Origin of the sequence: Undibacterium sp. SXout7W (assembly GCF_049339385.1) — a bacterium.
GTDB lineage: Bacteria > Pseudomonadota > Gammaproteobacteria > Burkholderiales > Burkholderiaceae_D > Undibacterium.
This window is the reverse complement of record NZ_JBMPPF010000019.1, coordinates 1-24,318: the sequence shown is the minus strand read 5'-3', so window position 1 is coordinate 24,318 and position 24,318 is coordinate 1. Positions and strand designations below refer to the sequence as shown.

The following is a 24,318-nucleotide window of genomic DNA, read 5'->3' as shown; positions in this document are numbered from 1 at the left end:
TATAGAGAGGCCACCATGCGCGTAATCAGCTATTCAGAAGCCCGCAATTCTTTGAAATCCGTCATTGATAACGTCATTGACGATGCTGACATCACCGTGATTAACCGGCGCGATGGTGGTGATGCAGTATTGATGTCGCTAGATCATTACCAGCAAATGGCAGAAACCTTGTATCTGCTATCAACGCCAGCGAATGCGCAAAGACTGGCGGAATCTATTAAGCAATATCGTGCAGGTAAGACAGCAAAGCGCACATTGGTGACGGCGGAATGAGTCGGTCAATCTGCTTTACCCCGCATGGGTGGGAAGATTATCTCTACTGGCAAGGGCAAGACAAAAAGACCCTGAAGCGCATTAACACCCTGATCGAAGCATCCAGCCGTGACCCGTTCACAGGCATAGGCAAACCCGAGGCACTATTAGGTGATATGTCCGGCTTTTGGTCTCGGCGTATTGATGAGCGTCACCGGTTGATCTATGCGGTGGATGATGAGGCTTTAACGGTACTGGCTTGCCGGTATCACTATGGGGAGTAGTCGGGATGATAAATAAGTCTACATCATGTAGCCAAAGTCAAAATTTGAAGTCATTTAAGGGCACTGGCTGGCAAACCCACGTGTCGAATTGAGCGGGAATTTATGAATAAAAAGTTAAACAAATCTCAAGTTATTCAACTGGAATCAGCACGACAAAATAAACAAGCAATCCTGATAACTCAAATAAGAAATGAGCCTACGCAATCAATTGTTGTTAAAAACTTGGAAATTAGTTTCGTACCGAATATTAAAGATGAGGGTAATGAAAAAAGTTTACTCATACAAAAAATAAAAAAATTGACGTTTGGATGGATTCCAACTGAAATTACCAAGCGATTAGGCATGGATATTGAAATCATCCGTAGTATTTGTAATGGAAAAATTAATGATTTTTCTGTTGAGTATTTAACAGAGATAGCAAATAAATTTGAAAAACCTGATTATTCAATATTTTTATTAAATGTACGAGATCATCTTGATTTTTTATATGGTCATTGTGACATCGTATTTAGTCTAAGAGGCTTCGGTGTGTCTGATTTTGAAATCTTGGGCGTTCTCTCAGACTGGTGTGATGATAGTAAAGAAGAAATCACTGAACAGACTGTCAAACTACTTGGTGCATTTGCTTTAGCTGATATGTTGGTGAGATTCGTAGATGAGAAGCACTTTGAAAAGATGCAACGTGTATTTGTTGATCCGTTTTTTTCGAATGAAGTTATGATTTTTTTTAGTGAACTTTCTAAAATTCCGTTAAAAGAAAGAATTGAAGCAGATAAAAGTCGCACCAGTAAAATCAATAGTAATAACGCTTCAAAGCCAAGATTAAAAGGGGTACTCGATGCCAAAATACTGTTTGATGAATGGAACGATAATCCAAATATATTTTCAAACCAAGCAACTTTCGTATCAATGCTTATCAAAAAAGGTCTGTGTAAAGACACAAGCACCGGGCGAGTTTGGCTAAAGAACTTTGTAAAAAAATCTGAAAATGAGGGTCGATTAAATTCTGGGCTAAAGAAAAAACTTCCGCAGGAAAAAAATAATTCGTAATAGCGATGCTAATCACATGGATAGCGCCGCTAATCATCTATTCCTAATAAAGTTATAAATCTAAAGTGCCTCCCATGCCTTGCAATCGTGCAAGGCAGAAACGGGAGGTTACATGACACCACACAGCACCAGCGCTACCAGCCGACTTTTGCGACTGCCTACGGTACTCAATCGAGTACCTTTCTCAAAAACTGAAATCTACCGCCGCATGCGTACAGGCGATTTTCCAAAGCCTGTATCTCTCGGTGTGCGTGCCGTTGCATGGCTGGAATCGGACGTTGAACAGTACATTCAAAAGCTGGCGCAGGGGTCTGCAAAATGAGCGCCATCAATGAAAACATGAACAAGGTCATTGCCGTTACCGCTTCTCAGCAAACGAGCAATGCTACCTCAGCATATTACGCTTGCGTTGATACGGCTGAAGTGTTGAGCGAACGTGGCAGCTTTGGCGATGAGATAGGAAATCTGCTTGATATCCAAGATCAAAACACGGTCTTTAATGCGCCTCTGATAGGGGCAAAGCCTGTGTTGCAATTGAAATACGAGATGTCACGCACTGAAAACAGAGATTCGTTTAACGAATTTAAGCAGCTTGCTACCGTGGGGTTAGCATCCGATACGCCGCAAGATGTGCTGTATGCTGAAATTGAATTTTGCGACCAGTTACGACCAGATCAGCCGCCTTTTTATATGGCTGCAACGGTACATTTGGGCGCAATCAGTCAGACAGAAGATTGGTGTGAAAAAGCGCAAAAACCGTATGAATTACTTGAATGCGCCGCGTCTCTTTACTGGTATCAGAAAGCGACCAGCGCCAGCCATAAAGAGGGCAAGTTTTCGTTTCGCGGTCATCAATTTACCTATCAAATTGATGATGACATTTCTCGCCCTAGTGACGAATGCCGCCATGCCAGCGAAAAAACTAACATCATCAGCATTCGACATGCTGATGGCGAACCTCACAATGGCGTGATTATTGAGGGGATAGTATGAAACAAAAGCCCCTTGCCATCCCGTCACGCAAGCATTATGCTGTGCGCGTCCCTGAGAAAAAAGGGAACGAGTTTGGCGACTCGAATCACACCAAAGCGCACAGGCCGCGCAATGCGGCTTTTTTACGTGCGTATGTCATTGCATTCTCTAAGGGCGGCAGTGGCGGGGATACCTTCGGGTATGCCGGTTCCTTTGGTGTCCGGTTCGCCAACCCTGTCATTTGCTGCCCACCCGTTTGGCGACGGGCGCAGTGTAACCACACACCAAAGAGCCTGCCATGACTGCACCACGCACATCTAAACACTTCACCGCATTAGCTGCGCACAACCGCGCTGCCCGTAGAAACTACAAGCCTGAAATTAAACCGGCCACCATCGAGGCCTTGCCTTTTGTGGTTCGCCTGAAGAAGGGTAAAAAACTGCATAACAATTGGGCTGTGACACCGACCAATGATTACGGGCTGGCCTGTTTTTTAGGTGCAGAATACGCCGCCCATTTCGCTCAATACCTGCAAGATAATCCGGGCACGGTGGGCATGAATTTGCTGGGGCATATCGTGACGGATATTGACTTTAATGATGCGACTGCCACTAAAGGATATTGGGTAGGTTTTTTCTCACATTTGGAGCGCTTAATCTTTGCAACGGCACGGCAAATAGATGTGTTTGCCGATGTCGATAGAGTGCACGCTAACACTGCCGCAATATTGGCAGCGAGAGAGCAAGAAGCGCAAGAAGACAGGAAGGCCAACCATGTTTAAGCCAGCCTATCAAGCCGCTACTTTGCCGCCGCTGGTGGGGACACATTCACCAGTAACAGAGTTACCGATTGATGCCCGTTATCAGCAAGCCGTTGATTGTGGTGTACGGGCTGCACAGGCGTTTTTCTGTGAAGACGATGCAATCAGCCTTCACGCTCATTTGCCAGCCTGTCTGCATCATTATCTGCAAATGGTAAGGCAAGCCTGTGCTTTGCTGGCATTAGCAGAAACGGTCTTACAGCAACATGAACAGGCCAGCCGTGATGCTTTTTGCGCCGGTTATCTTGGCCGCATTCAGCAGGAATTACGCCTGATGCGACCGTCTCCACCACGCCAGCGCCACGCTGCCGCGATGCACTAAGAGGCAGGCATGACCCCGAAACAGTTAAAGAGTCGCATTGATTCGTCAATGCGCTGGGTGTGCATACGTCTGTACATTTTGCACCTCAATGTGTGTTCCCGTCTGTGGATGAAAACAAAGGCGCAAAGAATAAGGAATGGCAATGACCAGACAACCAATTGAGCGGCCTACACCAGAGGCCATACAAGCCGCCCTGAGCTTTATCCCGCCTGATGACCGGCAGTTATGGTTAAAGATCGGCATGGGCATTAAGCATGAGTGTGGTGACGCCGGCTTTGACCTGTTTGACTCTTGGAGTCAGAGCGGCAGCAACTATGATGCGGCGGCGGTCAAAACAAGCTGGCGCAGTTTTAAAGCAGGCGGCAAGATCGGTATCGGCACGGTGTTGTATGAGGCAAAACAACGCGGCTTTCATATCAAAGACCATGCACCGGCAGCGCCTGTCAGTGCAGAACAGGCGGCCAGCATGGCGCAGGAAAGAGCCGCCAAGTTAGCCGCAGAACAGGCAGAGATAGAACGCAAACAGGCAGCCGCTGCCAGCATGGCGCAACAGCAGTGGGACAGCGCCAGCGAACAAGGCCATTCAGACTATTTACACAGAAAAGGCATTGCGGGGCATGGTGTTCGGTTTGTCCGTCATCGTAAAGGCGATACCTTGCTGATTCCTGTCATGGATACCAGCGGCCAGCTTTGCAACATTCAGCGGGTGTTTGCCAATGGCGATAAACGTTTTTACACCGGAGGTAAAGTGTCGGGCGGCTTTCATCTGATCGGCGGTGTTGCTGGCGCTACTGTCTGGCTGCTGATTGCAGAGGGATACGCCACCGGCGCGGCCTTATATGAAGCGACCGGCTACCCTGTGGCGATTGCCTTCAGCGCCAGCAATCTGAAGCATATCGCCGCCCTGATGAAGCAACGGCATCCAGATAAGCGCCTGTTGCTGTGTGCTGACGATGACAGCGAGACGGAACAGAACACCGGCAAAAATACCGGCGTGATTGCTGCCAAAGAAGCTGCCACCACAACCGGTGGCCTGTGGTGCAAGCCGCTGAATTTACCCGCAGGTGGTAATGATTTTAATGATCTTGCGGTGGCGCGTGGACTAGCCGAAGTCAAAAGCCAGATCGAGGCCACAATCAATGGAACAGCGCCAGCCAGTGCAGCGGCAGTCAATGCAATGCCAATAAACGGGCAGGAAGTAAGCCAGATCACGGCACAGGCACACGACGTTGACGCGGTGACCATTGACAAGGGCAGCGTACAAAAAACGCCTCAAAAGCCAGCCAATACGCCGCGCCAGAATCGGGGCAGCAAACCTGCTGGCGCTGGTCAATCGAGTAAGCCATTTTTTACCGTGAGTAATGAGGGTGTGTTTTATCATGCCTTCCATGAAGGCGAACCACTGCCCGCCCTTAAAATCTGTTCGCCCCTGTATGTGATTGCCAGAACGCGAGACGCGGCCAGTAGTGAATGGGGTTATCTCTTGGAATTAAACGACCCGGACGGTAACGTCAAACGCTGGCCGATGTCATCCCGCATGTTGTCGGGGGATGGTACGCAATATCGGGCCGATTTACTCTCGCTGGGCTTGATGATTGAACCTGGCCTGAAGGTAAAAAACTTGCTGACGACCTACATACAAACGGCGGATGTGCCTGACCGTGTGCGGTGTGTTGAGCGCACAGGCTGGCATGATGATGTGTATGTACTACCAGATCGCAGCATAGGGCAAGGAGCAGAAACAGTGCTGTTTCAGGCGAATGGCAGTACCACGTCGCAATTTAAACAAAAGGGAACGCTGGCAGAGTGGCAAACCCATGTATCTGCCTATTGTCGGGGTAATTCGCGGCTATTGTTTTTTGTATCGGCGGGTTTTGCTTCTGTGCTGCTGCATCATGCGAAAGTGCAGAGCTTTGGCTTGCATCTGATGGGCAGTAGTTCCACCGGCAAAAGTACCGCCATGAAAGTAGCGGCCTCCGTGTTTGGTGGCGCTGATTATGCGCAAAGCTGGCACGTGACCGACAATTCCTTAGAAGCGACCGCGCAAAAGCATTCTGATGCTTTGCTGGTATTGGATGAACTCGGACAGGCTGATCCTAAGATGGTGGGCAATATCGCCTATATGCTCAGTAATGAGAAGGGCAAAGGCCGCGCCACACAGAACGCGACTGCAAAGAAGATCGCCACATGGCGACTGATCTTTATCAGTGATGGGGAATTGTCTTTAGAGGCCAAAATGGCCGAAGCAGGAAAAGCCACCAAAGGCGGCCAAGATGTGCGCATGGCACATATTCATGCCGATGCTGGCAAAGGCTTAGGAGTGTTTGATACCTTACACAGCTTTACGGATGGCGCTGCACTATCCCGTCACTTGGTCAGTATGGCGCAGCAATATCACGGCACTGCGGGGCTGACATTTATCGAATGGCTGGTGGACAATGTGGCGCTGTTGCCAGAGATGTTGCGTGAGGCAATCGGCAGCACGGCTGGCAACCTTTGCCCCGCCAATGCACACGGCCAAGTCAAGCGGGTGTCTGAGTTCTTCTCTCTGGTGGCCGCTGGTGGTGAATTAGCGACCGCCGCCGGTGTGACAGGCTGGGCAGATGGTGAAGCCACCGAGGCAGCAACTACCTGCTTTAACGATTGGCTATCAAGTCGCGGCACAGCGGGCGACATCGAGCAAGATCGTATGTTGGCACTGCTACCTGACTTCATTCAGGTCAATGGCGATTCCCGCTTTGCATGGGCGCACAGAGCGATGGACGACCACGCACCTAAAACCATTAATCAGGCGGGCTTTAAACGCATGATCAGCAAGGCAGGAAACCCGATTAAGAGCAATACCGACTGGCATAAGGAATACGGCGACAAGGTACACCCAGAAGAAGCCGAAGGCGCAAGCATTGAATACTACCTGCTGCCGAAGGTGTTTAAAGAAGAAGTCTGCAAAGGCTATGATGCCAGACTGGTCGCGGGCAAGCTGGCTGATTTGGGCGTGTTTGAGAAAGACAAAGAGGGTAAAAGCAGCATCCTTGAACGATTTGCAGGAGCCAAAGCCAGATACTACAAGATACCGAGCGATAAACTCTATTCACTGATTGCCTGACCAGCGTAGCGAACCGGCGGCGCGGCCTGTGGTGGTGGGGTGAGAATCCCCTCCGCGCTGCAAAAACACGGCTGTGTTGCATCTCTATTCCAGAACAGATCAGTCAAACGGCACGGATGCCACGCATTGCCGCCCATGCACATATACATGCTGTAAAGCAACGATTCTGGTACACCGGTACACCTCAAAACAAGCGTGGTACACCTCACACGTGTACCACGTAAACCCTTTATCCATGCGGGTTTGCAGCCCATTTGTATGCCGTGGTACACCGGTACACCGGTTTACAGGTACATTCCTACTTCATTTCAATAACACCCCTGTTTTCTGGGATTTTAACGAGGCTGCACCAGATATAGCTTTCAAGGCGAAAATGGCTTGCAGGCTGCACCAGTGCTACGTTTCACATATCACGTTTATCTATGCGGGTTTGAAGATGAAATGCCTTGCGAGGCTGCACCAGTGCTGCATGTGAGATAAAAAAGTGAGATGGTATAAGGGCTGGCTGATTTGTTGATGTGCTTGTATGCCACCATACTTAGGTTCTCCTGAGCGTTTTACATACGTGGGTATATTCGCGCACGTGGTGTTAGCCGCCACATTAAATTTTTTGGGTGGTCACTTGGGTGGTCAGTCGCCCCCCCTATCAAGGTACTTCCGTACTTCAACAGATCAAGGGTAATTCAAACCCTGACCAGACTCTAGCCAATGACTTACGCTAAGGGGGTTGTGCCGTCGTGACAATCAGATATGTCAACAGAGGAAGGGCGGTGCGTATCCCTGTGGCCTCCAAAATCAAGACCGGTATCACAGAAGCTTTTTTATGCGCGCAGGTTTTGAAGGGGGGGGATATAAAGTAGAACGCATTTCGAATGGAAACCGTTAGCTTAACTGGCAATTTATGGAAAGCGAAAATTACTCCCCTAGGGGTTTGATTCATTTTCATCAGTTTTACAATTAATGATGCCTATTTGTAATTGAGGAATTAATATTCAGATATTGGGTGAATTTAATTGAAAAAATAAATACAGTTGGAAAAAATGACTAGTAGCTTTTTTTATTTGCAAGCAGAGAAAAACGAGAAAAACCACTCGTTTGTCGATCAAATTGAACAGTTTTGTAATCAAACAAAACAACAGGCCTATTTGGTTAGTAAACCATTGGGTGATAACAAATACGCCTATGAATTTCAAGATTCATTAGTGTTGTTAATCCCTAAACATAAAATAATTTTTGTTAACTTTGGCGGTGTTCAGGAAGATTTCGAGGACTTTATTGATGACTTTATTGAGGATTTAGGATCAATTTCTGATAAGTATCGTTATAGAGATGTAATTGGGCGTCCTAAGCGTTGGAAAGAAACTTTAATTGCATCAGTGCAGTATGTTGATAAAAATGTAAGTGCCGAGAAATTTCTCAGGGAGTTTTTTATTGACTCGCCCGAGGAGCAGCGTAGGTGTGAGTTACTAATTTCATTATTGACAGGTAGCATTAATGATGTTGAGAAAGTAAAAGCTAGTATCCCAGAATACCTGCTCGATAAAGTAAAACAAAAAATACTTTTGTTCGATGGTGATCAAACTAGATTCGTTTATCAACCTCAGAAAAAGCATGCTATTAGGATTCAAGGTCTTTCTGGAACCGGAAAGACAGAGTTGTTGTTGCATAAACTTAAAGAGATATATCTAAGTTCTTCAGAAACAAAAATTATGTTTACCTGCCACAACAAAATATTGGCGGACAATTTAAAACATCGTATCCCTGATTTTTTTAACTTTATGAAGGTCGAGCAGCAAATTAAATGGAATGAGCGGCTTTGGTGTACTCACGCTTGGGGGTCTCAATCTGATCTAAATTCGGGTGCATACAGATATATCTGTGAATTTTATGATCTTCCTTTTTATCGCTATCACGCGTCTATGTCTTTTGGGCGTGCATGTGCTTTGACTCTTGAGGTATTGAAAACTAAAAAGATAGAATTGTTTGCATTTGACTTTATGCTGATAGATGAAAGTCAAGATTTTCCAGAGGCTTTTATTGAACTATGTGATTTGGTAACAAAGACTGCTGTTTATATAGCTGGGGACATTTTCCAGAGTATTTTTGATGAAACCATTACTGCAAGTATCGAACCTGATTATTTGCTTAGTAAGTGTTATCGAACTGATCCACGCACACTAATGTTTGCTCATGGGTTAGGAATGGGGTTATTTGAGAAAAAGAAATTGCGTTGGCTAGAAGATGCAGAGTGGCAGGCATGTGGATATATCGTAGATAAAAATGAAAATGAAAATGATACTCTTTATCGATTGAAACGTGAGCCATTACGTAGATTTGAAGATGTTGATAAGTTAACCTTTTCAAGTGTGCAGATTGAAAGGAGGTCAGATAATTTTTATGAAGGTGCGTCAGATTCAGTTTTAGCAATCATAAAAAAAATCAGACAGGAAAATCCTACCGCAACACCAGATGACGTTGGCATTATCATTATTGATAGAAATGATGCAACTTATCTTCTCGCTGATCAACTCGAACAATTGGTACCGCGTGAAATTGGTTGGAAGGTGAATAAAGCGCATGAGTCAAAGAGAAAGGTCAAAGGCGAATTATTTGTAAGTAATCGAAATAACGTAAAAGGATTGGAATTTCCGTTCGTCATTTGCGTTACGCAGCAAATTTTTCCTACATACGGATACCGCAATTCGTTATACATGACTCTTACTCGCTCTTTTCTTCAAACATATTTAGTCTTGTCGAATGAACTTAATACTCAAATATTGGCAGATATTGATTCTGGTCTCAAAAGCATAAACGAAAGTGGATTTATCGAAGCTAGGATGCCAACGGAATTGGAAAAAAATGCAATAAAAACAACAATAAAACATAACGACAGCTCTATGTCGTTTTATGATTTCGCTACAAAGATTTTTGACGAACTTAGAGTGTTGCCAGTGTTTAGGCCTGATCTTTTGGACACGGTTAAAAAGGTTGCAGGTGAGGATTTTGACTACGACAACGTAAAAGAAATTGCAGCATTTAACTATAAAAAGATGTTCAGGGAATAAAATGAAAAATTATCAATTTAATATTGATAAATATCAGGCTGATTGGATGTTTGCACCAATTAGGACTCGTAAGGAAGCAATTGGAATTTTAATGAGAACTTTAAAGGTTCTTCTGATTAATACTCCTCCCAAAAATGAGTCAGTTGCTGGGAAGGTAATTTTGCAAGTCTCCAAAATGAGCAGAATTTTCTTTGTTTCTGAAAATAAAGTCTTTTCTTTGGCGTTTCCATTTTTTGTCACAGAGTCAGATGGAATTTTTATATTCAAATCACATAATCACTCTGATATAAATCATAAGGTTTCATCAGATATTTTATCTTTGCTTGATACTCCGAATCTTTTTGATTCTTCATCGGTATTTAACTTTGCTGAGCCAGTCGATGATTTATGTTTAATGGATGGAGAAATTTGGTCGTTATTTAGAGAGTTATTGACGATGGAGGAGGGGTATATTCGATTTGATCATGATCCATATCATCAAAAAGGACATTACCACCCATTAAATCATTTTGACATTTTTTTCTCCTCAAATGTGACGTTTAAACTTGGATTGAACGAGAAAATAGATCCTGAATTGCTGGTTGATATGCTTGATTTGACTACTCCATGCCATTATGTTGCCCCTGTCTAGCTAAGGCATGAGGGAATCGCAAAAGTAATTGAGAATTTCTTTTTGCATCCATGGGTGCATCCATAGTTTATTTTTATTAATGGAAAATCGTTTATTTATGCGGTTCTTGGGTGGTTATTCGACTTCCCCCCTCCCAGTATTCATGCGGGTTTACGCAAATTTAAGAAGATCGCTAAATGCGGTCTTTTTTCTTTTGTGGCGGTAGAAATTTGTCATTCGTCATCTGATCTTAAAAATAGCCTTCGTCAATGTCTTAGTGGCGAGGTGACTATACCTTTGTGCTTCGCTGATATTTGTGACCAAGGATCGCGCCAACCGTGAATAAATCTACGTCATTATTTATCAGCATCGATGCAGCGGAATGCCGAAGATCATGGAAATGCATGTGCTTAAATTCGCGACGAAAATTCAAATGATGACGGAGTGTGCTCATCGTATTGTTTTCGCTCATTGGTGGGCCAATAATACAATTCAGTGACTGGAGCCATGTTTGCCAGTCGTCGAATATTGGTTCTAACCCGGTATCAATGTCTGGCAAATTGGGTACTTTGCGCTACTGACGTTAGCGCAAAGTATGAAAGAAATACGATTGACTCAATTACCGCTAAATTGAGGTGTGCGTTTTTCGATAAACGCACCAACTGCTTCGAGGTGATCAGCCGTGTTATGGCATATTCCCTGAAATACTGCACACTGTTCTAAGAAGTCAGCTAATTCCTGACGTTGAGCCGATTTCATCAGTCTCTTCGTCATACGTAATGCTTGCGGTGGTTTAGCAGCAAAACTGGTGGCAAGAGCCTGAGCACGCTCAAGGAGCGCCGCATCTTCTGTTACCTCGAGCACGATACCCAGTGTGCGAGCTTCCTCTGCATTGAGCACACGTCCGCTGAAGGTCAACTCGGCCGCACGTTGATAACCAATCAATCGTTGTAAAAACCAAGCACCACCATCACCTGGGATAATCCCCATGTTGACGAAGGTTTCACCCATGATGCTGCTACTGGCAGCGATACGGATATCACACATGCAAGCCAGATCAAAGCCGGCGCCAATGGCAGCACCATTGATGGCAGCAATTGATGGAACTTCAAGTTTATGCATCGCCAGAGGGATGCGTTGAATGCCTTCACGATATTGTTTTTGCACAGCATATACATCACCGCCAAATGTACCTTCACGCTGCAGCATGTGTTTGACATTACCTCCGGCAGAGAATGCTTTTCCTGCACCAGTCATAATCAATACAGAAACGGCATCGTTGGCATTAATCCAGTTGACTGTCGTTTCGATGTCATCAACCAGTTTGGTGCCGGTCAATTCATTGCGAACATCGTCGCGATGAAATGTCAGCGTAGCGACACGTCCATCTAATTGTAGTAACGCATCTTGCAGTTGAGGTAATTGACTCATATATTCCTTTCTTGTTCTTTCTTGTTAATGGCCAGATAAAGTATCAGACCTCTCAGTCTTACTTATAGATCCCACACATGATCATAAGGTCGTCAAATTTTTCCAGATAAGTGCTTTTGCTTTCGATGCGTCCCGTTACTGGGTTTGGCCATTTGTAGTCGACCCATCCGCTGCCTTGCTCCATCGCCAATTTACGTTGTGCATGAAAAATTAATTTTCCATCGGCATCTTTGATATCACCTGTTACTTTGCCGATAAGCCGAGGATTGATATGCGCCAATCCCAGACCATTCATATCGAATACAACAATGTAAAGATCGCGATCCCGAAATAGGCCTTGTGGATTATTAAATTCTGCATAAGCCTTGTCTTTGCCATATTTCTTGATATAGACCACCGCTTTTTTTACCATGGCCTGCGCTTCTTCAGCATTGCCGCGCTCGGCTGCATGAACATAACTTGAAAAGATGGCGCAAGACAGGATCGCCAGCATCAGATAAATGATTTTTTTCATTGTGATTCCCGTCTATTTTTATATGGCAGTGTGAGTAGTTTTCTTTTTGGATAGTCCCTGCATGATCAGCAGACCTCCAGCGAGTAATAGCGCTGGCAGAGCCGCTATCAGGAAGAGCGAGGAAATTGACCATTGATTGGCAAGCAAAATACCACCAAGTAACGGTGCCAGAATGGAACCAAAACGTCCGATACCCAGAGCCCAACCAATTCCGGTAGTACGTAGTGATACAGGATAAGACTCAACAGCCAGCGCATTAATCCCATTGAGTCCCCCGATTGCACAGAAGCCCACCACAAAGACCACAGCGAACAATGTCTGAGCAGAAGTAGCTACTTGTCCTATTAAAGCAATAGCGGCAGCACCAATCAGATAATTCAATGGTAAAACGCGGAAAAAGCCAAAACGCGTAATCAAGCGTGCCAGACAAATAGCCCCAATCACGCTGGCTCCTTGCATGATAGAACCGGCAATGACTGATGTTCTCAAAGGTAAACCGGCATCTTTAATCAGGGTCGGTAGCCAGTTCGCAAGAAAATAGAGTATGGCCAGATTCGCAAAATGCATCAGCCACAGTAACAACGTTTTTGCAGCGCGTCCTTCCATGAACAGATGTTGAATCGGCATGCCGCTAGTCTTTTCTTCACCAAAAACGATTCTGGTATCGTCTTTGATTTGAAGCTCTGGCGATATTTTCTTGAGCATTTCTTTTACTTTTTCATGGCCTTGCTTCTTGAGCAAAAGCACTGCCAACGACTCAGGCAATAGAAACAGCATCAGTATCCCAACTAAAATAGGGCCGATACCCCCGACCAAAAAGACCGAACGCCAGCCCCAATCCGGGATTAATAGTGCAGCCGTCGCACCACCTACGGCAGCACCAATCGATAAGCAACACGCCATCATCATGACCAGAAAAGTTTTATTTTTTGCTGGACTGTATTCACTCGTCAGCGCAAGCGCATTGGGCAAAATCGCCCCCAGACCAATTCCTGTAAAGAAGCGTAATACCAGGAGCATTTCTACTGAGCTTGCCCAAGAAGTGGTTAACGTCAGTAGACCGGAGGCGATCACTGCACTGATCAGCACAGGTCGACGTCCGATACGGTCAGCAATAGCACTTAACAGCAAGGAACCAATGACCATTCCCAGCAGACTTGCTGAAAAAATCGGACCAAACACGGCAGGTGTTACTTGCCATTCCTGTTTAATCGCCGGAGCAACAAAGCCCATCGACTGTACGTCAAAACCGTCGAGAATCACCGCCAGTGCGCATAACAGCAAGACCCTGATCTGATATCCGCCCAACTGACTGCGGCTGACAACTTCAGTAAGCACGATGACCGATGGATCGCGTTTAATCGGCTCTGCGATTGGTATGCTGTGGCTAGCCACCGGTGCAACCGGTATCATTGTTGATATTTTCAAGATTGTCTCCTGTAATTATATTTTTAATATGGGGTGTCTAGCGTCAGGCAGGCGGCACCGTGTTAGCGTACTGTGGGCACTGAATTGCGCCTTCCGCTATAAGCTCATTGAGACGATCCTGACTAAGACCCAGAATGCTTTGCAATACTTCACCTGTATGCTGACCTAATAAAGGTGGTGGAAGTCGATACTCAACGGGCGTATCTGACAGACGAATAGGGTTGGCTACCATCGCCACATTACCTGCCAGTGGATGAGTCATATTCACCTGCATACCTCGCGCGCGTACTTGAGGGTCCTCAAATACCTGACGAACATCATTGATAGGCCCACATGGGACGCCGGCTTTTTCCAAGGTATCAATCCAATACGACGTCGGCTGTTTTACCGTTGCCGCGTGCAACAGCGACACCAATTCCGAGCGATGAGCTACACGTGCTACGTTGGTTGCATAGCGTTCATCTCTGGCCCATTCCGGATGATCCAGCGCCTTGCATAAGCGTTCAAATTGGCCATCATTACCTACCGCAATAATCATAAAACCATCGGCAGTGGCAAAATCTTGATAAGGTACGATACTAGGATGAGAATTCCCCATGCGTTGGGGGACATTGCCTGTACTCAGATAATTCATCGCCTGATTTGCCAAACCTGCGACTTGCACATCAAGTAGCGCTAGGTCAATATGCTGTCCATTTCCTGATAATGCGCGCGCTGATAATGCCGCCAACACACCAATGACGGCATACAATCCTGTCATTACGTCAGTCAGTGCAACGCCGACTTTCATTGGACCAGCCCCGGGCTGATCACCACCGTGGCCCGTGATACTCATTAACCCCCCAAGACCTTGCATCAGAAAGTCATATCCGGCACGTGCCGCATAGGGACCATCCTGACCAAATCCTGTAATGGAGCAATACACAAGGCGTGAATTAATCTCACTCAACGAGGCGTAATCGAGGCCATATTGATGCAAGCCATCGACCTTGAAATTTTCAATAATCACATCACACTCGGCTGCCAGAGCACGAACCAGCGCCTGCCCATCAGGATGAGCGAGATCAATGACGACGGATTTTTTATTGCGGTTCGCCGTCGCAAAATAAGCTGACTCAGAGGTAGTGACACCGTTATCGTCGGATAAATAAGGCGGCCCCCATGCACGGGTGTCATCACCTTTATCCAGTCTTTCAACCTTAATGACCTCCGCTCCCAGATCCGCCAATATTTGCCCGGCTAAGGGACCGGCTAACACGCGTGACAAATCCAGTACTTTAATATGGGATAAAGCGCCGCTCATACCTCGCTCCTTGTGGCAAATATGATGTTTAGCGAGTTATCGCAAGGAATGCATACAGCAGTGGCATAGGACATACGCTCATTCTCCTTAGTGTGATGAGATATAAGCAGTTTTGACTGCAGTATAAAATTCAGCGGCATATCGACCTTGTTCACGAGCGCCGTAACTGGAATCTTTGCGACCTCCAAACGGTACGTGATAATCAACACCTGCAGTAGGAACATTCACCATCACCATACCTGCCTGAGCATTGCGCCTAAAATCGCTGGCATATTTAAGAGAGGTTGTTGCAATACCCGCAGTAAGGCCAAACGGCGTGTCATTGGCGACGGCCAGTGCTTCGTCATAGTCTTTGACCCGGATAACTCCGGCGACCGGTCCAAATATTTCTTCACGGTTTAAACGCATATCGGGTGTCGTATCAGCGAACAGCGCTGGTGCCAGATAAAAGCCGTGATGAGTACGTAGCAGCGTTTCACCACCAAATATCAGACGTGCTCCTTCAGCGTGTGACGACGCAATATATTCAAGATTTTTTGATAATTGACGCTGATCAACCACAGGTCCAATATCTGTACCAGCCAACAACGCATCATCGATACGCAAAGCTTCCATGCGCTGACCCAACGCAGTGACGAAACGATCGTGAATTCCTTCAGTAACGATCAAACGGCTGGCCGCTGTACAACGCTGACCGGTAGAAAAGAAAGCACTTTGTAATGCGACATTCACAGCAGTTTCCAGGTCAGCATCATCCAATATGACTTGTGGATTTTTGCCTCCCATTTCCAGCTGTACTTTTGTCATGTTTACCATCGCATGCTGAGCAAGGCGACGTCCAACTCCTTGTGAACCGGTAAAGCTGATCGCATCAATGTCAGCAGAGGTCGCTAACACTTCACCTACTACATCTCCACGACCCATGACAAGATTAAATACCCCGGCAGGCACGCCGCTGCGGTGAATGATGTCAGCCAGCATCCAGGCGCTGCCGGGTACTAATTCAGCTGGTTTAAATACTACGCAATTACCGTAAGCTAATGCCGGTGCGATTTTCCAGGCGGGAATCGCGATCGGAAAATTCCATGGAGTGATGAGTGCTACCACCCCAACTGCCTCACGTGTGATCTCAACCGAAATATCTGGCCGGACCGAGGGCATAATTTCTCCTCCGGTACGCAGTACCTCGCCAGCAAAAAATTTGAAAATATTCCCTGCGCGTACAGTTTCCCCAATACCTTCGGCGAGCGGCTTTCCTTCTTCGCGCGATAATAATTGACCTAGTTCCTTGCTGCGTGCCAGGATTTCATTGCCGATCCTATCCAGGATTTCAGCACGTGATTGAATATTGCTACGTGACCAAGTTGGAAATGCCAAACGTGCTGCTGCGATTGCCGTATGCGTCTGCTCTGCCGTTGCAAAACTATAGTCTCCTAACACGTCATCCGTGTTAGATGGATTGATGTTCTGTATTAGCTCTCCGCCACTGCTCCATTCGCCAGCAATCAGATTGTTGTATATCATTTTTGTTCCTATCAAAGACAATTCAGAGCAACTGAAAACTACGGAATATCACGCTGTCACTTTGGCGCTCCGCTTGTGCTATTGCGATGGTTTTGTTGAGCCACGCGAATGAAGGTGCACCAGTTTCAAAACGCATTACTGTACGAAAAAAATATGCATCTGCCGATACCGCTTCCCCACGCGCAAGGCGCTCCAGCACTTCAGCAGGGCCATGCCGATAGCCCTGATTAATAATCCGTACATGTTCCCCTTGCGCCAGCTGCACTACATACATCGCATCAATTTCAAGTACGCCATCAGAGCGTAATAATTGACAATCGCTGCCACTCAGTATTTCGCCATTCAGTTTTGAACCGACCAGCGTACCGCCGTTAATACCAGCGACACGTCGTTCACCTATTGATGTTGTCCCGACTGACAACAATGTGCCCAGACGCAATGTAAGGTCGAATAAATGTTCGGTTTTAATCATGTTTTTCTCTGTTGTTTACGGTATCGGTCATGGCACTCTGGCTCATGTGATTACGGTGTTACCAATTCATCAGCCACTGAGTTGCGCAGCACGCCAATTTTTTCGATTTCTACTTCAACAATGTCTGATGGCATCAAGAAACGTGGTGGCTTGAGTGTCCAGCCTGTACCTGCGGGTGTTCCCGTGACGATTACATCACCGGGTACCAGATCAAAAATAGTCGAGATGTAATTGATCAGGCGTGGCAATGCAAAGATCATATTATTGGTATTGGATGATTGCATGACGTTGCCGTTCAGACGGGTTTCCAGTTTCAGATTGGAAGGGTCGGGTATCTCATCCGCAGTGACCATCCATGGACCAAAGCCACCAGTGCCGACAAAGTTTTTACCCGCTGCGATTTGCTGGGCATGAAATTGCCATTCGCGTACGCTGGCATCGTTGTAGCAAGCATAACCAGCCACATGAGACAAGGCATCGCTTTCAGCGATATGACGACCACCTTTGCCAATCACAACGGCCAATTCACCTTCCCAATCGAGTTCATTAGAGATTGAAGGTCTGATGATCGCCGTATCGTGACCAGTCTGGGAGCGCCACACACGCAGAAACAAAGGAGGGAATTTAGGTATCTCGCGTTTCAGACCCGCTGCGACTACTTCATTATGGTGATCCATGTAATTGCGAACCAGCAGGACGATTTTTTCAGGGCGGGTAATGACCGGCAAATGCGTCACATCTGCGAACAAGAGATCTGCCTGACGCCCTTGTACCAGCTCGTCGCGACGATCAAAGTCCGGGCTGCCGATAAAATCTTGCAATAATGGATATTTCCCGCCTAACACCTGACATAAATCAATGATGCCATTTCCGATTACGGCGCCCCAGCTTTCACGACCATGATGAGAAAATGAGAGAAGTTTCATAGCTGTCCTTTCGTTCGCCTTAGGCGAGAGATTGATATTTTACAAATCGAAGACGCAGGAAGACCCCGAGGCTGTGCCAGAGCACATCCTGCTTCGTACAAGTTATTAGAAATTGCTAACGAAAATAGAACAAAGTGTCAGCGTTAGCCGGGTTTAATTCCAGGGGCCGAAATAGGTTTCACCCAGATAACTATCGCTCTTTGCTGGAACTGTATCAGGCCAATGATTCAGGTCAACTTTTGGACGTTGATTCGACGGACGTGGACATCCGTCCCATCCGACTTGTTCCATGTAGTAGTACAACTGAATCGCAAAACCGTCTGGATCGATCGCGAATGCGCAATAGTCGATGCCAGGAAATAGTTCTGGCGGCAGCATCCGGATAGTCACACCCTGTTCTGTCAGAAAGGCGATTGCATCGCGTAGTTGCTGGTAATTTGCTACCTGCATCCCGAAAGAAAATAAAGTTGCCTTCGGGTGCAAGTTGAGCTCTTCGCGCAATGCCATCGGATACAAGGCCAGTGAGTGATGTTCTGTGTTCGCACGCAAAAATACACATCGGTGTCCGTTCCACTCTACTTCTTCGGTCACCATCAGACCCAGTTCATCGCGATAAAAGCGTAGGGACTGTTCCATATCCTGTACAAATAAACGCACAGGTCCGACCCGGGTAATCTTGTAGGGTCTGCCCAGCAGCACACCGTCCACATCATACTTTTCAGGCATCGTTTCTAATTGTTTCCAGCCGGTGGTGCCATCAATACCTTCTTCCACACATTTTTTAATTTCAGAATATTCTGATGGATGCGGTAAATCTGGTGGGCGGGTATGACGCACTTTATGCATGCTGTATGGCTTGCTTTGTCCGTTCCAGCCGATTTGTTCTATGCCGTAATACAGCTCATTGACATGCCCATCAGGGTCAAACGGATAAACATTCCAGTTCGATCCTGGTAAATCTCTGCCTGAGCGTTGGATGCGCGTGCCTTTGTTGACGAACCACTCGTAGCCATTGACTACCTCGCGCAGACTGCCAACTTGCCAGGTAATCTGGTTGGTGACTACTTCCGGATAATCAGAAGGAAAACCATAGGCAGCACTTAAGACACGGCGAGGGAAAAATACGAAAGAGTGGTGTTCTGTGCCATGACGGGTGAAGTAACCAACACGGGGGCCATGTTTGTTGAGTTCTTCTTCAGGCAAACGACCGGAAAAATCAAGCACATCAGAGATGCGGAATCCGAGCAATTTTTCGTAAAAACTTCGTGACACTTCTGGATCATGTACATTGATACCAAAGTGTCCGAGGCGTCTTATCTTGAACGGACGCGGCAGAGCGACTCCACCGACGATGTATTGTTTTTCCGTTTCAGTCATCTACTATCTCCTTGTGTTTTCTATGTTACTACTGACCTTTTCTCCAGTACTGCCGCGACATTGTCGGCGGTACGTGAAATATGGTCGTGCAACATCGCCACTGCTTCGGCTTTGTTGCGCGACAATACTACTTCCATGATCTGCCCATGCTCTGCGGCTTTCTGCCGCGGTTCTACACGATAGCGGATCGATAGTCTTCTATAGCGCTCAGACTGATCAAACAGCGCGGAACTCAGTCTGATCAACTTGCGTGATTTGCAAGCCGCAAGCAATGCCATATGAAAATCTTTATGCCGTATAGTCCAGTCTGCATCCAGAGTGAGTGGCCCTTCACCATGACGCTCTTCAATACGTGATAACCAGTGAAAAGCCGCCACAATATTGGCCTCCCATTGGTCGTCACCGCAATCGATCGACTCACTCAGCGCTTCACAATCAAGCATTAATCTCAATCGTGTTACTTCGCGCAAATCTTCCAGCGACACCGGAGCGGCAGTAAAGCCGCGACGTTCGTCACTGACGACTAAACCCTCTACCGCTAACCGACTTAGGGCTTCCCGCAAAGGACTGCTGGACAGACCAAGATCACGTTGCAAAGTATCCATTTTCAGTTTCTCGCCAGGTTCATATTCGCAACGCAATATTTTTCCTCGCAGCAATTGAAACGCACGCTCCGACAACGGTATATCAAAGGTTTCTTTAGCGCCCATCCAGCAACTCCTTAACTGATTTAACAAGGCTTACTAAGTACCATTTTTTCGGCATTTTTTCAATTATATACATACAAAACTATTTTGTGCATAAAAATATTTTTATGTATTTTAAATTGAATTGTGCATATAATTTCTTCGGCAAACAATATCAATGCAGATCATCTCGTCAGAGATGTTTCTGCATCGGATTGTGATTGCGGTAAAAAATATCAATAAAATCAAGGAGATAGGAAATGAAGCATTCTATGCTGGCGCTAGCCATGCTTGGCCTCACAAGTGGTTTGGCCCACGCTCAAAGCAACGTCACCATTTACGGAACCATTGATAGCGGACTTCGTAATCAGACCAATACCACCGCAGCAGGTGACAGCAAATTATCAGTAGGCTCCAATGGCACCTATTTGGCCAATCGTTTGGGCTTTACCGGCACAGAAGACCTCGGGGATGGTTTGAATGCCAAATTTGTACTGGAGTCAGGTTTTAATACAGGAACCGGCGCTCTTGATAACACCACCAGTACCTTGTTCAACCGGACTGCTGCTGTTGCCATTGCGGGGAAATCAAGCAGCCTGTCGCTGGGGCGGCAATACACGATCGCATTTCAGACCGCGAAAGAATATGAACCCTTTACTTATCGCTACATCAGCCTGATCCCGGTGGGAGGAGGGGCCGGCACGACACTGCCGACAGTCGCTACGACAGCAGGTCTGGGAGCATCAGCCACGGGCGGCACCCGATTTAATAACGATATTCAGTACAGCGCCACCTTTGGCTCATTGACGGCTATGGCCGAATATGCGGCGGGTGAACAAGCCGGAAGCATCAGTAACGGCGCTGCGCAGGCTGTTGCACTCAGATACAACGAAGGTCCGCTCAATTTTGGTGGTGCTTACACCAAGAAAAAGACAACGACTGGCTTCGATAATAGCTCCTACACCATTGGTGGCGGTTATCAGTTTGGCGCTATCCGCACCAAGTTGGGCTATGCGCAAGAGAGGCAAGACAGCCTCAATGCCGGTACTTTCCGTAATCAGCTCACCTGGGGGGGCATTATCTACAGCCCCACCTCACAAATCGAACTGATCGCTGCTTGGTACAACACTAAATATAGCAACGTGACGACAGGTAAACGTGATCTGTTTATCACCAGTGTTGCTTACTTTCTTTCTAAGCGAACACGCCTGTACGCAGATATCGATAAGAACCGCTACACCGGAGCTTTGATCCCCACTACTGGCCAGACCAATCAAACCGGTATTTCAGTCGGTATTCACCACTCGTTCTGATGTTCTGATGAGAAAAAAATGAGCTATGTCGAGCCTCAAGTTTGACATAGCTCAGTTGCAGCAGTTTTGAATCAGCAATGGTCATAAGGAAACGTCAATGAAAACACCTCTATCAATTCAGTACAACGAGAAGGAATCACCAACTTGTTATACGGCGCCGGCTATTTTCTTGCATTGGCTGGGTGCAGTGCTCATCGTGGCAGGGTTCATTTTGGGGTTGATTATGACTGACATACCTGGTCTGACACCGACAAAGCTAAAGTACTTTTCATGGCACAAATGGATAGGGGTTACGGCGTTTCTGAGTGTAGTCCCTCGCATCGTCTGGCGTCTGACGCATACAGTACCGGCCTTACCAAAAGAGATGGGGCGCATGCATCAATATGCCGCACACCTGGCACATCTGGCCTTGTACGGCTTGCTTATAGCAGTTCCGATTTCAGGTTTGTTATATAGCCAGGCTGCTGGTGTCGCAGTGGTGTATTTCGGAGTGATCAACATTCCTACGGTACTTGCTCCCGATCCACAATGGAAAGTCATACTCAAAACGGTGCACTGGATATTGAATTACCTCTTGTTCTCGCTCGTTGCTCTCCACGTACTGGCGGCACTTAAACATCAGTTCATTCAACGGGACAATCTGCTGGCGCGCATGCTGCCGTTCCTTCAGCGTAATCCATGACTCAATTTTTATGATTCATTATTTTAGAGAGATAAAGATGCATTTTCTACTTCGTAGTTATTTAGTTCTAGCGCTGCTCACTCCTTGGGTGAGTCAGGCACAAACTTCAGTTGATCTTCCAAAGAGCAGCATCATTGCTGGCTTCAAGCAAATGGGAGTACCTGTCGATGGCAAGTTTCAAAAATTTGTACTGGATATGCAGTTTGATCCGTCTAAACCAGAACAAGGGCAAGTTCGTATTGATGTTGATGTTGCCAGTTTTGATATAGGTGACGACAGTTACAACAAAGAAGTCCGTAGTAAAACCTGGTTTAACGCCAGCGCTTATCCCAAGGCACAGTTCGTTTCCAGCTCGATTAAACAGACTGCTGTCGGTCGTTATGCGGTCAATGGAAAACTGAGTATTAAGGGGAAAACCATGGAGGTAAGTATTCCTGTGGTGTTTCGTAAAGAAGATACGACACATGTATTTGACGGTACGCTCCCGATCAAACGTCTGCAATTTAATATTGGTGAACAAGAATGGAAAGATACCTCGCTTGTAGCTGACGAGGTACAACTGAAGTTTCACATCGTCGCTTCTGCTAAATAAATACTCGTTTCTTTTTTTGTTGATTATGTTGATTACTACGCAAGGACATCTCCTATGAAACCAGCACTACTTGTTGCAACCATATTGGCTGCATTCGTATCGCAAACTTACGCTGCAGAATCCTATACTTTGTTATCTAGTCACACTTACCCCAACTTCGAAGCCGATCACTGGAACGGCTTATCTGTCTGGCGTGGCAAATTCACGAAGACCACTGGTAACGTGGTGCTTGATCGTGAAGCCAAAACAGGAACATTAGATGTTGTGATTGAAACGGCTTCGGTCGATGTCGGACATTCAACTATGAATGCTGTCCTGAAATCATCCCGTATTCTGGATGCTGAGAAATACCCCACGATTAACTATCGAGGAAAATCGATGCGCTTTGATGGGGATAAACCGGTTGAAGTTATTGGTGACCTTACCTTGAACGGTGTAACGAAGCCACTCAATTTACAGATAGATTCATTCAAATGCATGAAAAGTTACATCTACAAACGTCAAGTATGTGGCGTCAATGTGTTTGGTAGCTTCAACCGTGCTGACTTTGGCGTTAATGTCAATTTGGAACTGGGTTTCAGGCCGGAAATCAAGCTGGCGATTCAGGCTGAAGGTCTTATCAACAACGAATAACATCCTTCCCATCATTTCATCAAACTCTGGAAAAATTCCTATGACTATCAAACTTCACTCTTCAGTATTAAGCAAATTCTGTCTTGCAATCAGCTTAGTCAGCATACCTTGGGCTACGGCCATTTCTGCTGAACCGGTTGAAAAAACAGTCAATGCCAATGGAGTGGCGACACTCGCTGGACAATGGGTATATCGCAGTTTAAAAAATATTCCTGATCCTAATGTAGAGATCGGCGATATGAAGTTACTCGTTGCTGTTATTGACATCCCTCCATTCACGGGAACTCATTTTACTGGTGTGATGACAGCAACCGAACATGGCAAAGACGTGCGCCATTTACTCGAAGGTGATATTCAGGGGGACCGCTTTACGATGCGTGCAGTTCAAGGTAATAAAACGACTGAAGGCTGGGTCTACGATTACACGGGATGGTTAGTACCGACTTGGAAAGAAGGTAAAAATCAAATTCCTACCTTTGTTGGTTCTGTTATGCGTGTCACTGAACATCCTTTCCCAGGCGGTGGTACATCGCATGCCAACGCATCTTATACAATTATTGGTATGAAAAAATAATTTTGGCAGGGTGCCTTATCCTGAGCAACAGTAAATTATCAGTTACTTCGGATAAGCACCTTGTTATGACTGGTTTTGGAGGTGTAATCTGCCTCATCTCATCTCATCTCATCTCATCTCATCTCATCTCATCTCTGTATTGCAGCGTGACGCATCGGTGAGCGTCCTCTGTTTGATTATGCTTTTATCCGAGCCATTTCAGCCATCATTCGCTTTGAACTTTCTCTTTTTTTGAAATACCAGCTTAATCGTTTTTACTAGAACTCATTTCATAAATATCTTCGAAGTAGAATCATAGAGAAAGCCAGATGAACAAAGCCTGTATATCGATCAGCGCAACGGTCCCAACGAGTGAGAACACGTTTGAATTTGTTGAGCCAGG

The 24,318-nt window shown here is 46.2% G+C and carries 26 protein-coding genes; 16 read left to right on the top strand and 10 right to left on the bottom strand.

What is annotated here, in order from left to right; all coding sequences use genetic code 11:
• Window positions 1–15 precede the first annotated feature (15 nt).
• The 11 genes from ACO0LB_RS16485 (at window position 16) to ACO0LB_RS16435 (ending at window position 10,502) form a co-directional block, all read left to right on the top strand.
• On the top strand, window positions 16–273 hold the full coding sequence (locus tag ACO0LB_RS16485) for a type II toxin-antitoxin system Phd/YefM family antitoxin (protein WP_423051032.1): 258 nt from the start codon (window positions 16–18) through the stop codon (window positions 271–273).
• Complete coding sequence (locus tag ACO0LB_RS16480; RefSeq protein ID WP_423051030.1) at window positions 270–536, top strand: Txe/YoeB family addiction module toxin; 267 nt, start codon at window positions 270–272, stop codon at window positions 534–536. Before ACO0LB_RS16485 ends, ACO0LB_RS16480 begins: the two co-directional genes overlap by 4 nt.
• Before the next feature lie 102 nt (window positions 537–638).
• Complete coding sequence (locus ACO0LB_RS16475) at window positions 639–1,586, top strand: hypothetical protein (RefSeq protein WP_423051028.1); 948 nt, start codon at window positions 639–641, stop codon at window positions 1,584–1,586.
• 112 nt (window positions 1,587–1,698) lie between these two features.
• Complete coding sequence (locus ACO0LB_RS16470; protein WP_423051026.1) at window positions 1,699–1,908, top strand: helix-turn-helix transcriptional regulator; 210 nt, start codon at window positions 1,699–1,701, stop codon at window positions 1,906–1,908.
• Window positions 1,905–2,579 (top strand): hypothetical protein, encoded by a 675-nt coding sequence (locus tag ACO0LB_RS16465; protein WP_423051024.1) that lies wholly within the window; start codon window positions 1,905–1,907, stop codon window positions 2,577–2,579. Before ACO0LB_RS16470 ends, ACO0LB_RS16465 begins: the two co-directional genes overlap by 4 nt.
• Window positions 2,576–2,860, top strand: coding sequence for a hypothetical protein (locus tag ACO0LB_RS16460; RefSeq protein ID WP_423051022.1), 285 nt, complete (start codon window positions 2,576–2,578; stop codon window positions 2,858–2,860). The genes ACO0LB_RS16465 and ACO0LB_RS16460 overlap by 4 nt, the downstream gene beginning before the upstream one ends.
• A complete protein-coding gene (locus tag ACO0LB_RS16455) occupies window positions 2,857–3,339 on the top strand; it encodes a hypothetical protein (protein ID WP_423051020.1) in 483 nt (160 codons plus the stop codon). The genes ACO0LB_RS16460 and ACO0LB_RS16455 overlap by 4 nt, the downstream gene beginning before the upstream one ends.
• Window positions 3,332–3,700, top strand: coding sequence for a hypothetical protein (locus ACO0LB_RS16450; protein ID WP_423051018.1), 369 nt, complete (start codon window positions 3,332–3,334; stop codon window positions 3,698–3,700). The genes ACO0LB_RS16455 and ACO0LB_RS16450 overlap by 8 nt, the downstream gene beginning before the upstream one ends.
• A 142-nt stretch (window positions 3,701–3,842) precedes the next feature.
• A complete protein-coding gene (locus ACO0LB_RS16445; RefSeq protein ID WP_423051016.1) occupies window positions 3,843–6,806 on the top strand; it encodes a DUF927 domain-containing protein in 2,964 nt (987 codons plus the stop codon).
• A 1,040-nt stretch (window positions 6,807–7,846) separates the two neighbouring features.
• The gene (locus ACO0LB_RS16440) at window positions 7,847–9,871 is read left to right on the top strand and encodes a DEAD/DEAH box helicase (RefSeq protein ID WP_423051014.1); all 2,025 of its coding nucleotides are present in this window, start codon (window positions 7,847–7,849) and stop codon (window positions 9,869–9,871) included.
• Between the two features lies 1 nt (window position 9,872).
• Window positions 9,873–10,502 carry a hypothetical protein gene (locus ACO0LB_RS16435; RefSeq protein WP_423051012.1) on the top strand — a complete coding sequence of 210 codons (630 nt, stop codon included), beginning with the start codon at window positions 9,873–9,875 and terminating at the stop codon, window positions 10,500–10,502.
• Window positions 10,503–10,770: 268 nt separating this feature from the next.
• Here ACO0LB_RS16435 and ACO0LB_RS16430 read toward each other — a convergent pair whose 3' ends face one another.
• From ACO0LB_RS16430 to ACO0LB_RS16385, 10 genes are all read right to left on the bottom strand, one after another.
• Entirely contained in the window at window positions 10,771–10,887 is a 117-nt protein-coding gene (locus ACO0LB_RS16430) for a tyrosine-type recombinase/integrase (protein ID WP_423051155.1), read from the bottom strand.
• Window positions 10,888–11,096: 209 nt separating this feature from the next.
• Window positions 11,097–11,912, bottom strand: a complete 816-nt coding sequence (locus ACO0LB_RS16425) for an enoyl-CoA hydratase-related protein (protein WP_423051010.1) — start codon at window positions 11,910–11,912, stop codon at window positions 11,097–11,099.
• A gap of 58 nt (window positions 11,913–11,970) precedes the next feature.
• The gene (locus ACO0LB_RS16420; protein WP_423051008.1) at window positions 11,971–12,426 is read right to left on the bottom strand and encodes a cache domain-containing protein; all 456 of its coding nucleotides are present in this window, start codon (window positions 12,424–12,426) and stop codon (window positions 11,971–11,973) included.
• An 18-nt stretch (window positions 12,427–12,444) separates the two neighbouring features.
• A complete protein-coding gene (locus ACO0LB_RS16415) occupies window positions 12,445–13,854 on the bottom strand; it encodes an MFS transporter (protein WP_423051006.1) in 1,410 nt (469 codons plus the stop codon).
• Between the two features lie 43 nt (window positions 13,855–13,897).
• Window positions 13,898–15,157, bottom strand: a complete 1,260-nt coding sequence (locus ACO0LB_RS16410) for a CaiB/BaiF CoA transferase family protein (RefSeq protein WP_423051004.1) — start codon at window positions 15,155–15,157, stop codon at window positions 13,898–13,900.
• A gap of 87 nt (window positions 15,158–15,244) precedes the next feature.
• A complete protein-coding gene (locus ACO0LB_RS16405) occupies window positions 15,245–16,681 on the bottom strand; it encodes an aldehyde dehydrogenase family protein (protein WP_423051002.1) in 1,437 nt (478 codons plus the stop codon).
• 22 nt (window positions 16,682–16,703) lie between these two features.
• Window positions 16,704–17,153 carry a DUF3237 family protein gene (locus tag ACO0LB_RS16400; RefSeq protein ID WP_423051001.1) on the bottom strand — a complete coding sequence of 150 codons (450 nt, stop codon included), beginning with the start codon at window positions 17,151–17,153 and terminating at the stop codon, window positions 16,704–16,706.
• 50 nt (window positions 17,154–17,203) lie between these two features.
• The gene (locus ACO0LB_RS16395) at window positions 17,204–18,079 is read right to left on the bottom strand and encodes a fumarylacetoacetate hydrolase family protein (protein WP_423050999.1); all 876 of its coding nucleotides are present in this window, start codon (window positions 18,077–18,079) and stop codon (window positions 17,204–17,206) included.
• Between the two features lie 153 nt (window positions 18,080–18,232).
• Entirely contained in the window at window positions 18,233–19,456 is a 1,224-nt protein-coding gene (locus tag ACO0LB_RS16390) for a VOC family protein (protein ID WP_423050997.1), read from the bottom strand.
• 20 nt (window positions 19,457–19,476) lie between these two features.
• Window positions 19,477–20,166, bottom strand: a complete 690-nt coding sequence (locus ACO0LB_RS16385; protein ID WP_423050995.1) for a GntR family transcriptional regulator — start codon at window positions 20,164–20,166, stop codon at window positions 19,477–19,479.
• Window positions 20,167–20,402: 236 nt separating this feature from the next.
• On the opposite strand from ACO0LB_RS16385, the gene ACO0LB_RS16380 reads away from it, so the two are divergent.
• The 5 genes from ACO0LB_RS16380 to ACO0LB_RS16360 all read left to right on the top strand — a co-directional run bounded on the left by ACO0LB_RS16380 (window position 20,403) and on the right by ACO0LB_RS16360 (window position 23,936).
• The gene (locus ACO0LB_RS16380; RefSeq protein WP_423050993.1) at window positions 20,403–21,455 is read left to right on the top strand and encodes a porin; all 1,053 of its coding nucleotides are present in this window, start codon (window positions 20,403–20,405) and stop codon (window positions 21,453–21,455) included.
• A gap of 97 nt (window positions 21,456–21,552) precedes the next feature.
• Entirely contained in the window at window positions 21,553–22,137 is a 585-nt protein-coding gene (locus ACO0LB_RS16375; RefSeq protein ID WP_423050991.1) for a cytochrome b, read from the top strand.
• Window positions 22,138–22,174: 37 nt separating this feature from the next.
• Complete coding sequence (locus ACO0LB_RS16370) at window positions 22,175–22,729, top strand: YceI family protein (protein ID WP_423050989.1); 555 nt, start codon at window positions 22,175–22,177, stop codon at window positions 22,727–22,729.
• Between the two features lie 54 nt (window positions 22,730–22,783).
• On the top strand, window positions 22,784–23,362 hold the full coding sequence (locus ACO0LB_RS16365) for a YceI family protein (RefSeq protein ID WP_423050987.1): 579 nt from the start codon (window positions 22,784–22,786) through the stop codon (window positions 23,360–23,362).
• Between the two features lie 40 nt (window positions 23,363–23,402).
• Entirely contained in the window at window positions 23,403–23,936 is a 534-nt protein-coding gene (locus ACO0LB_RS16360) for a hypothetical protein (protein WP_423050985.1), read from the top strand.
• The last annotated feature ends 382 nt before the right edge of the window (window positions 23,937–24,318 follow it).

Coding starts and splice junctions, on each gene's coding strand:
- ACO0LB_RS16485 (WP_423051032.1), top strand. CDS start 16: ATGCGCGTAATCAGCTATTCAGAAGCCCGCAATTCTTTGAAATCCGTC.
- ACO0LB_RS16480 (WP_423051030.1), top strand. CDS start 270: ATGAGTCGGTCAATCTGCTTTACCCCGCATGGGTGGGAAGATTATCTC.
- ACO0LB_RS16475 (WP_423051028.1), top strand. CDS start 639: ATGAATAAAAAGTTAAACAAATCTCAAGTTATTCAACTGGAATCAGCA.
- ACO0LB_RS16470 (WP_423051026.1), top strand. CDS start 1,699: ATGACACCACACAGCACCAGCGCTACCAGCCGACTTTTGCGACTGCCT.
- ACO0LB_RS16465 (WP_423051024.1), top strand. CDS start 1,905: ATGAGCGCCATCAATGAAAACATGAACAAGGTCATTGCCGTTACCGCT.
- ACO0LB_RS16460 (WP_423051022.1), top strand. CDS start 2,576: ATGAAACAAAAGCCCCTTGCCATCCCGTCACGCAAGCATTATGCTGTG.
- ACO0LB_RS16455 (WP_423051020.1), top strand. CDS start 2,857: ATGACTGCACCACGCACATCTAAACACTTCACCGCATTAGCTGCGCAC.
- ACO0LB_RS16450 (WP_423051018.1), top strand. CDS start 3,332: ATGTTTAAGCCAGCCTATCAAGCCGCTACTTTGCCGCCGCTGGTGGGG.
- ACO0LB_RS16445 (WP_423051016.1), top strand. CDS start 3,843: ATGACCAGACAACCAATTGAGCGGCCTACACCAGAGGCCATACAAGCC.
- ACO0LB_RS16440 (WP_423051014.1), top strand. CDS start 7,847: ATGACTAGTAGCTTTTTTTATTTGCAAGCAGAGAAAAACGAGAAAAAC.
- ACO0LB_RS16435 (WP_423051012.1), top strand. CDS start 9,873: ATGAAAAATTATCAATTTAATATTGATAAATATCAGGCTGATTGGATG.
- ACO0LB_RS16430 (WP_423051155.1), bottom strand. CDS start 10,887: ATGCATTTCCATGATCTTCGGCATTCCGCTGCATCGATGCTGATAAAT.
- ACO0LB_RS16425 (WP_423051010.1), bottom strand. CDS start 11,912: ATGAGTCAATTACCTCAACTGCAAGATGCGTTACTACAATTAGATGGA.
- ACO0LB_RS16420 (WP_423051008.1), bottom strand. CDS start 12,426: ATGAAAAAAATCATTTATCTGATGCTGGCGATCCTGTCTTGCGCCATC.
- ACO0LB_RS16410 (WP_423051004.1), bottom strand. CDS start 15,157: ATGAGCGGCGCTTTATCCCATATTAAAGTACTGGATTTGTCACGCGTG.
- ACO0LB_RS16405 (WP_423051002.1), bottom strand. CDS start 16,681: ATGATATACAACAATCTGATTGCTGGCGAATGGAGCAGTGGCGGAGAG.
- ACO0LB_RS16400 (WP_423051001.1), bottom strand. CDS start 17,153: ATGATTAAAACCGAACATTTATTCGACCTTACATTGCGTCTGGGCACA.
- ACO0LB_RS16395 (WP_423050999.1), bottom strand. CDS start 18,079: ATGAAACTTCTCTCATTTTCTCATCATGGTCGTGAAAGCTGGGGCGCC.
- ACO0LB_RS16390 (WP_423050997.1), bottom strand. CDS start 19,456: ATGACTGAAACGGAAAAACAATACATCGTCGGTGGAGTCGCTCTGCCG.
- ACO0LB_RS16385 (WP_423050995.1), bottom strand. CDS start 20,166: ATGGGCGCTAAAGAAACCTTTGATATACCGTTGTCGGAGCGTGCGTTT.
- ACO0LB_RS16380 (WP_423050993.1), top strand. CDS start 20,403: ATGAAGCATTCTATGCTGGCGCTAGCCATGCTTGGCCTCACAAGTGGT.
- ACO0LB_RS16375 (WP_423050991.1), top strand. CDS start 21,553: ATGAAAACACCTCTATCAATTCAGTACAACGAGAAGGAATCACCAACT.
- ACO0LB_RS16370 (WP_423050989.1), top strand. CDS start 22,175: ATGCATTTTCTACTTCGTAGTTATTTAGTTCTAGCGCTGCTCACTCCT.
- ACO0LB_RS16365 (WP_423050987.1), top strand. CDS start 22,784: ATGAAACCAGCACTACTTGTTGCAACCATATTGGCTGCATTCGTATCG.
- ACO0LB_RS16360 (WP_423050985.1), top strand. CDS start 23,403: ATGACTATCAAACTTCACTCTTCAGTATTAAGCAAATTCTGTCTTGCA.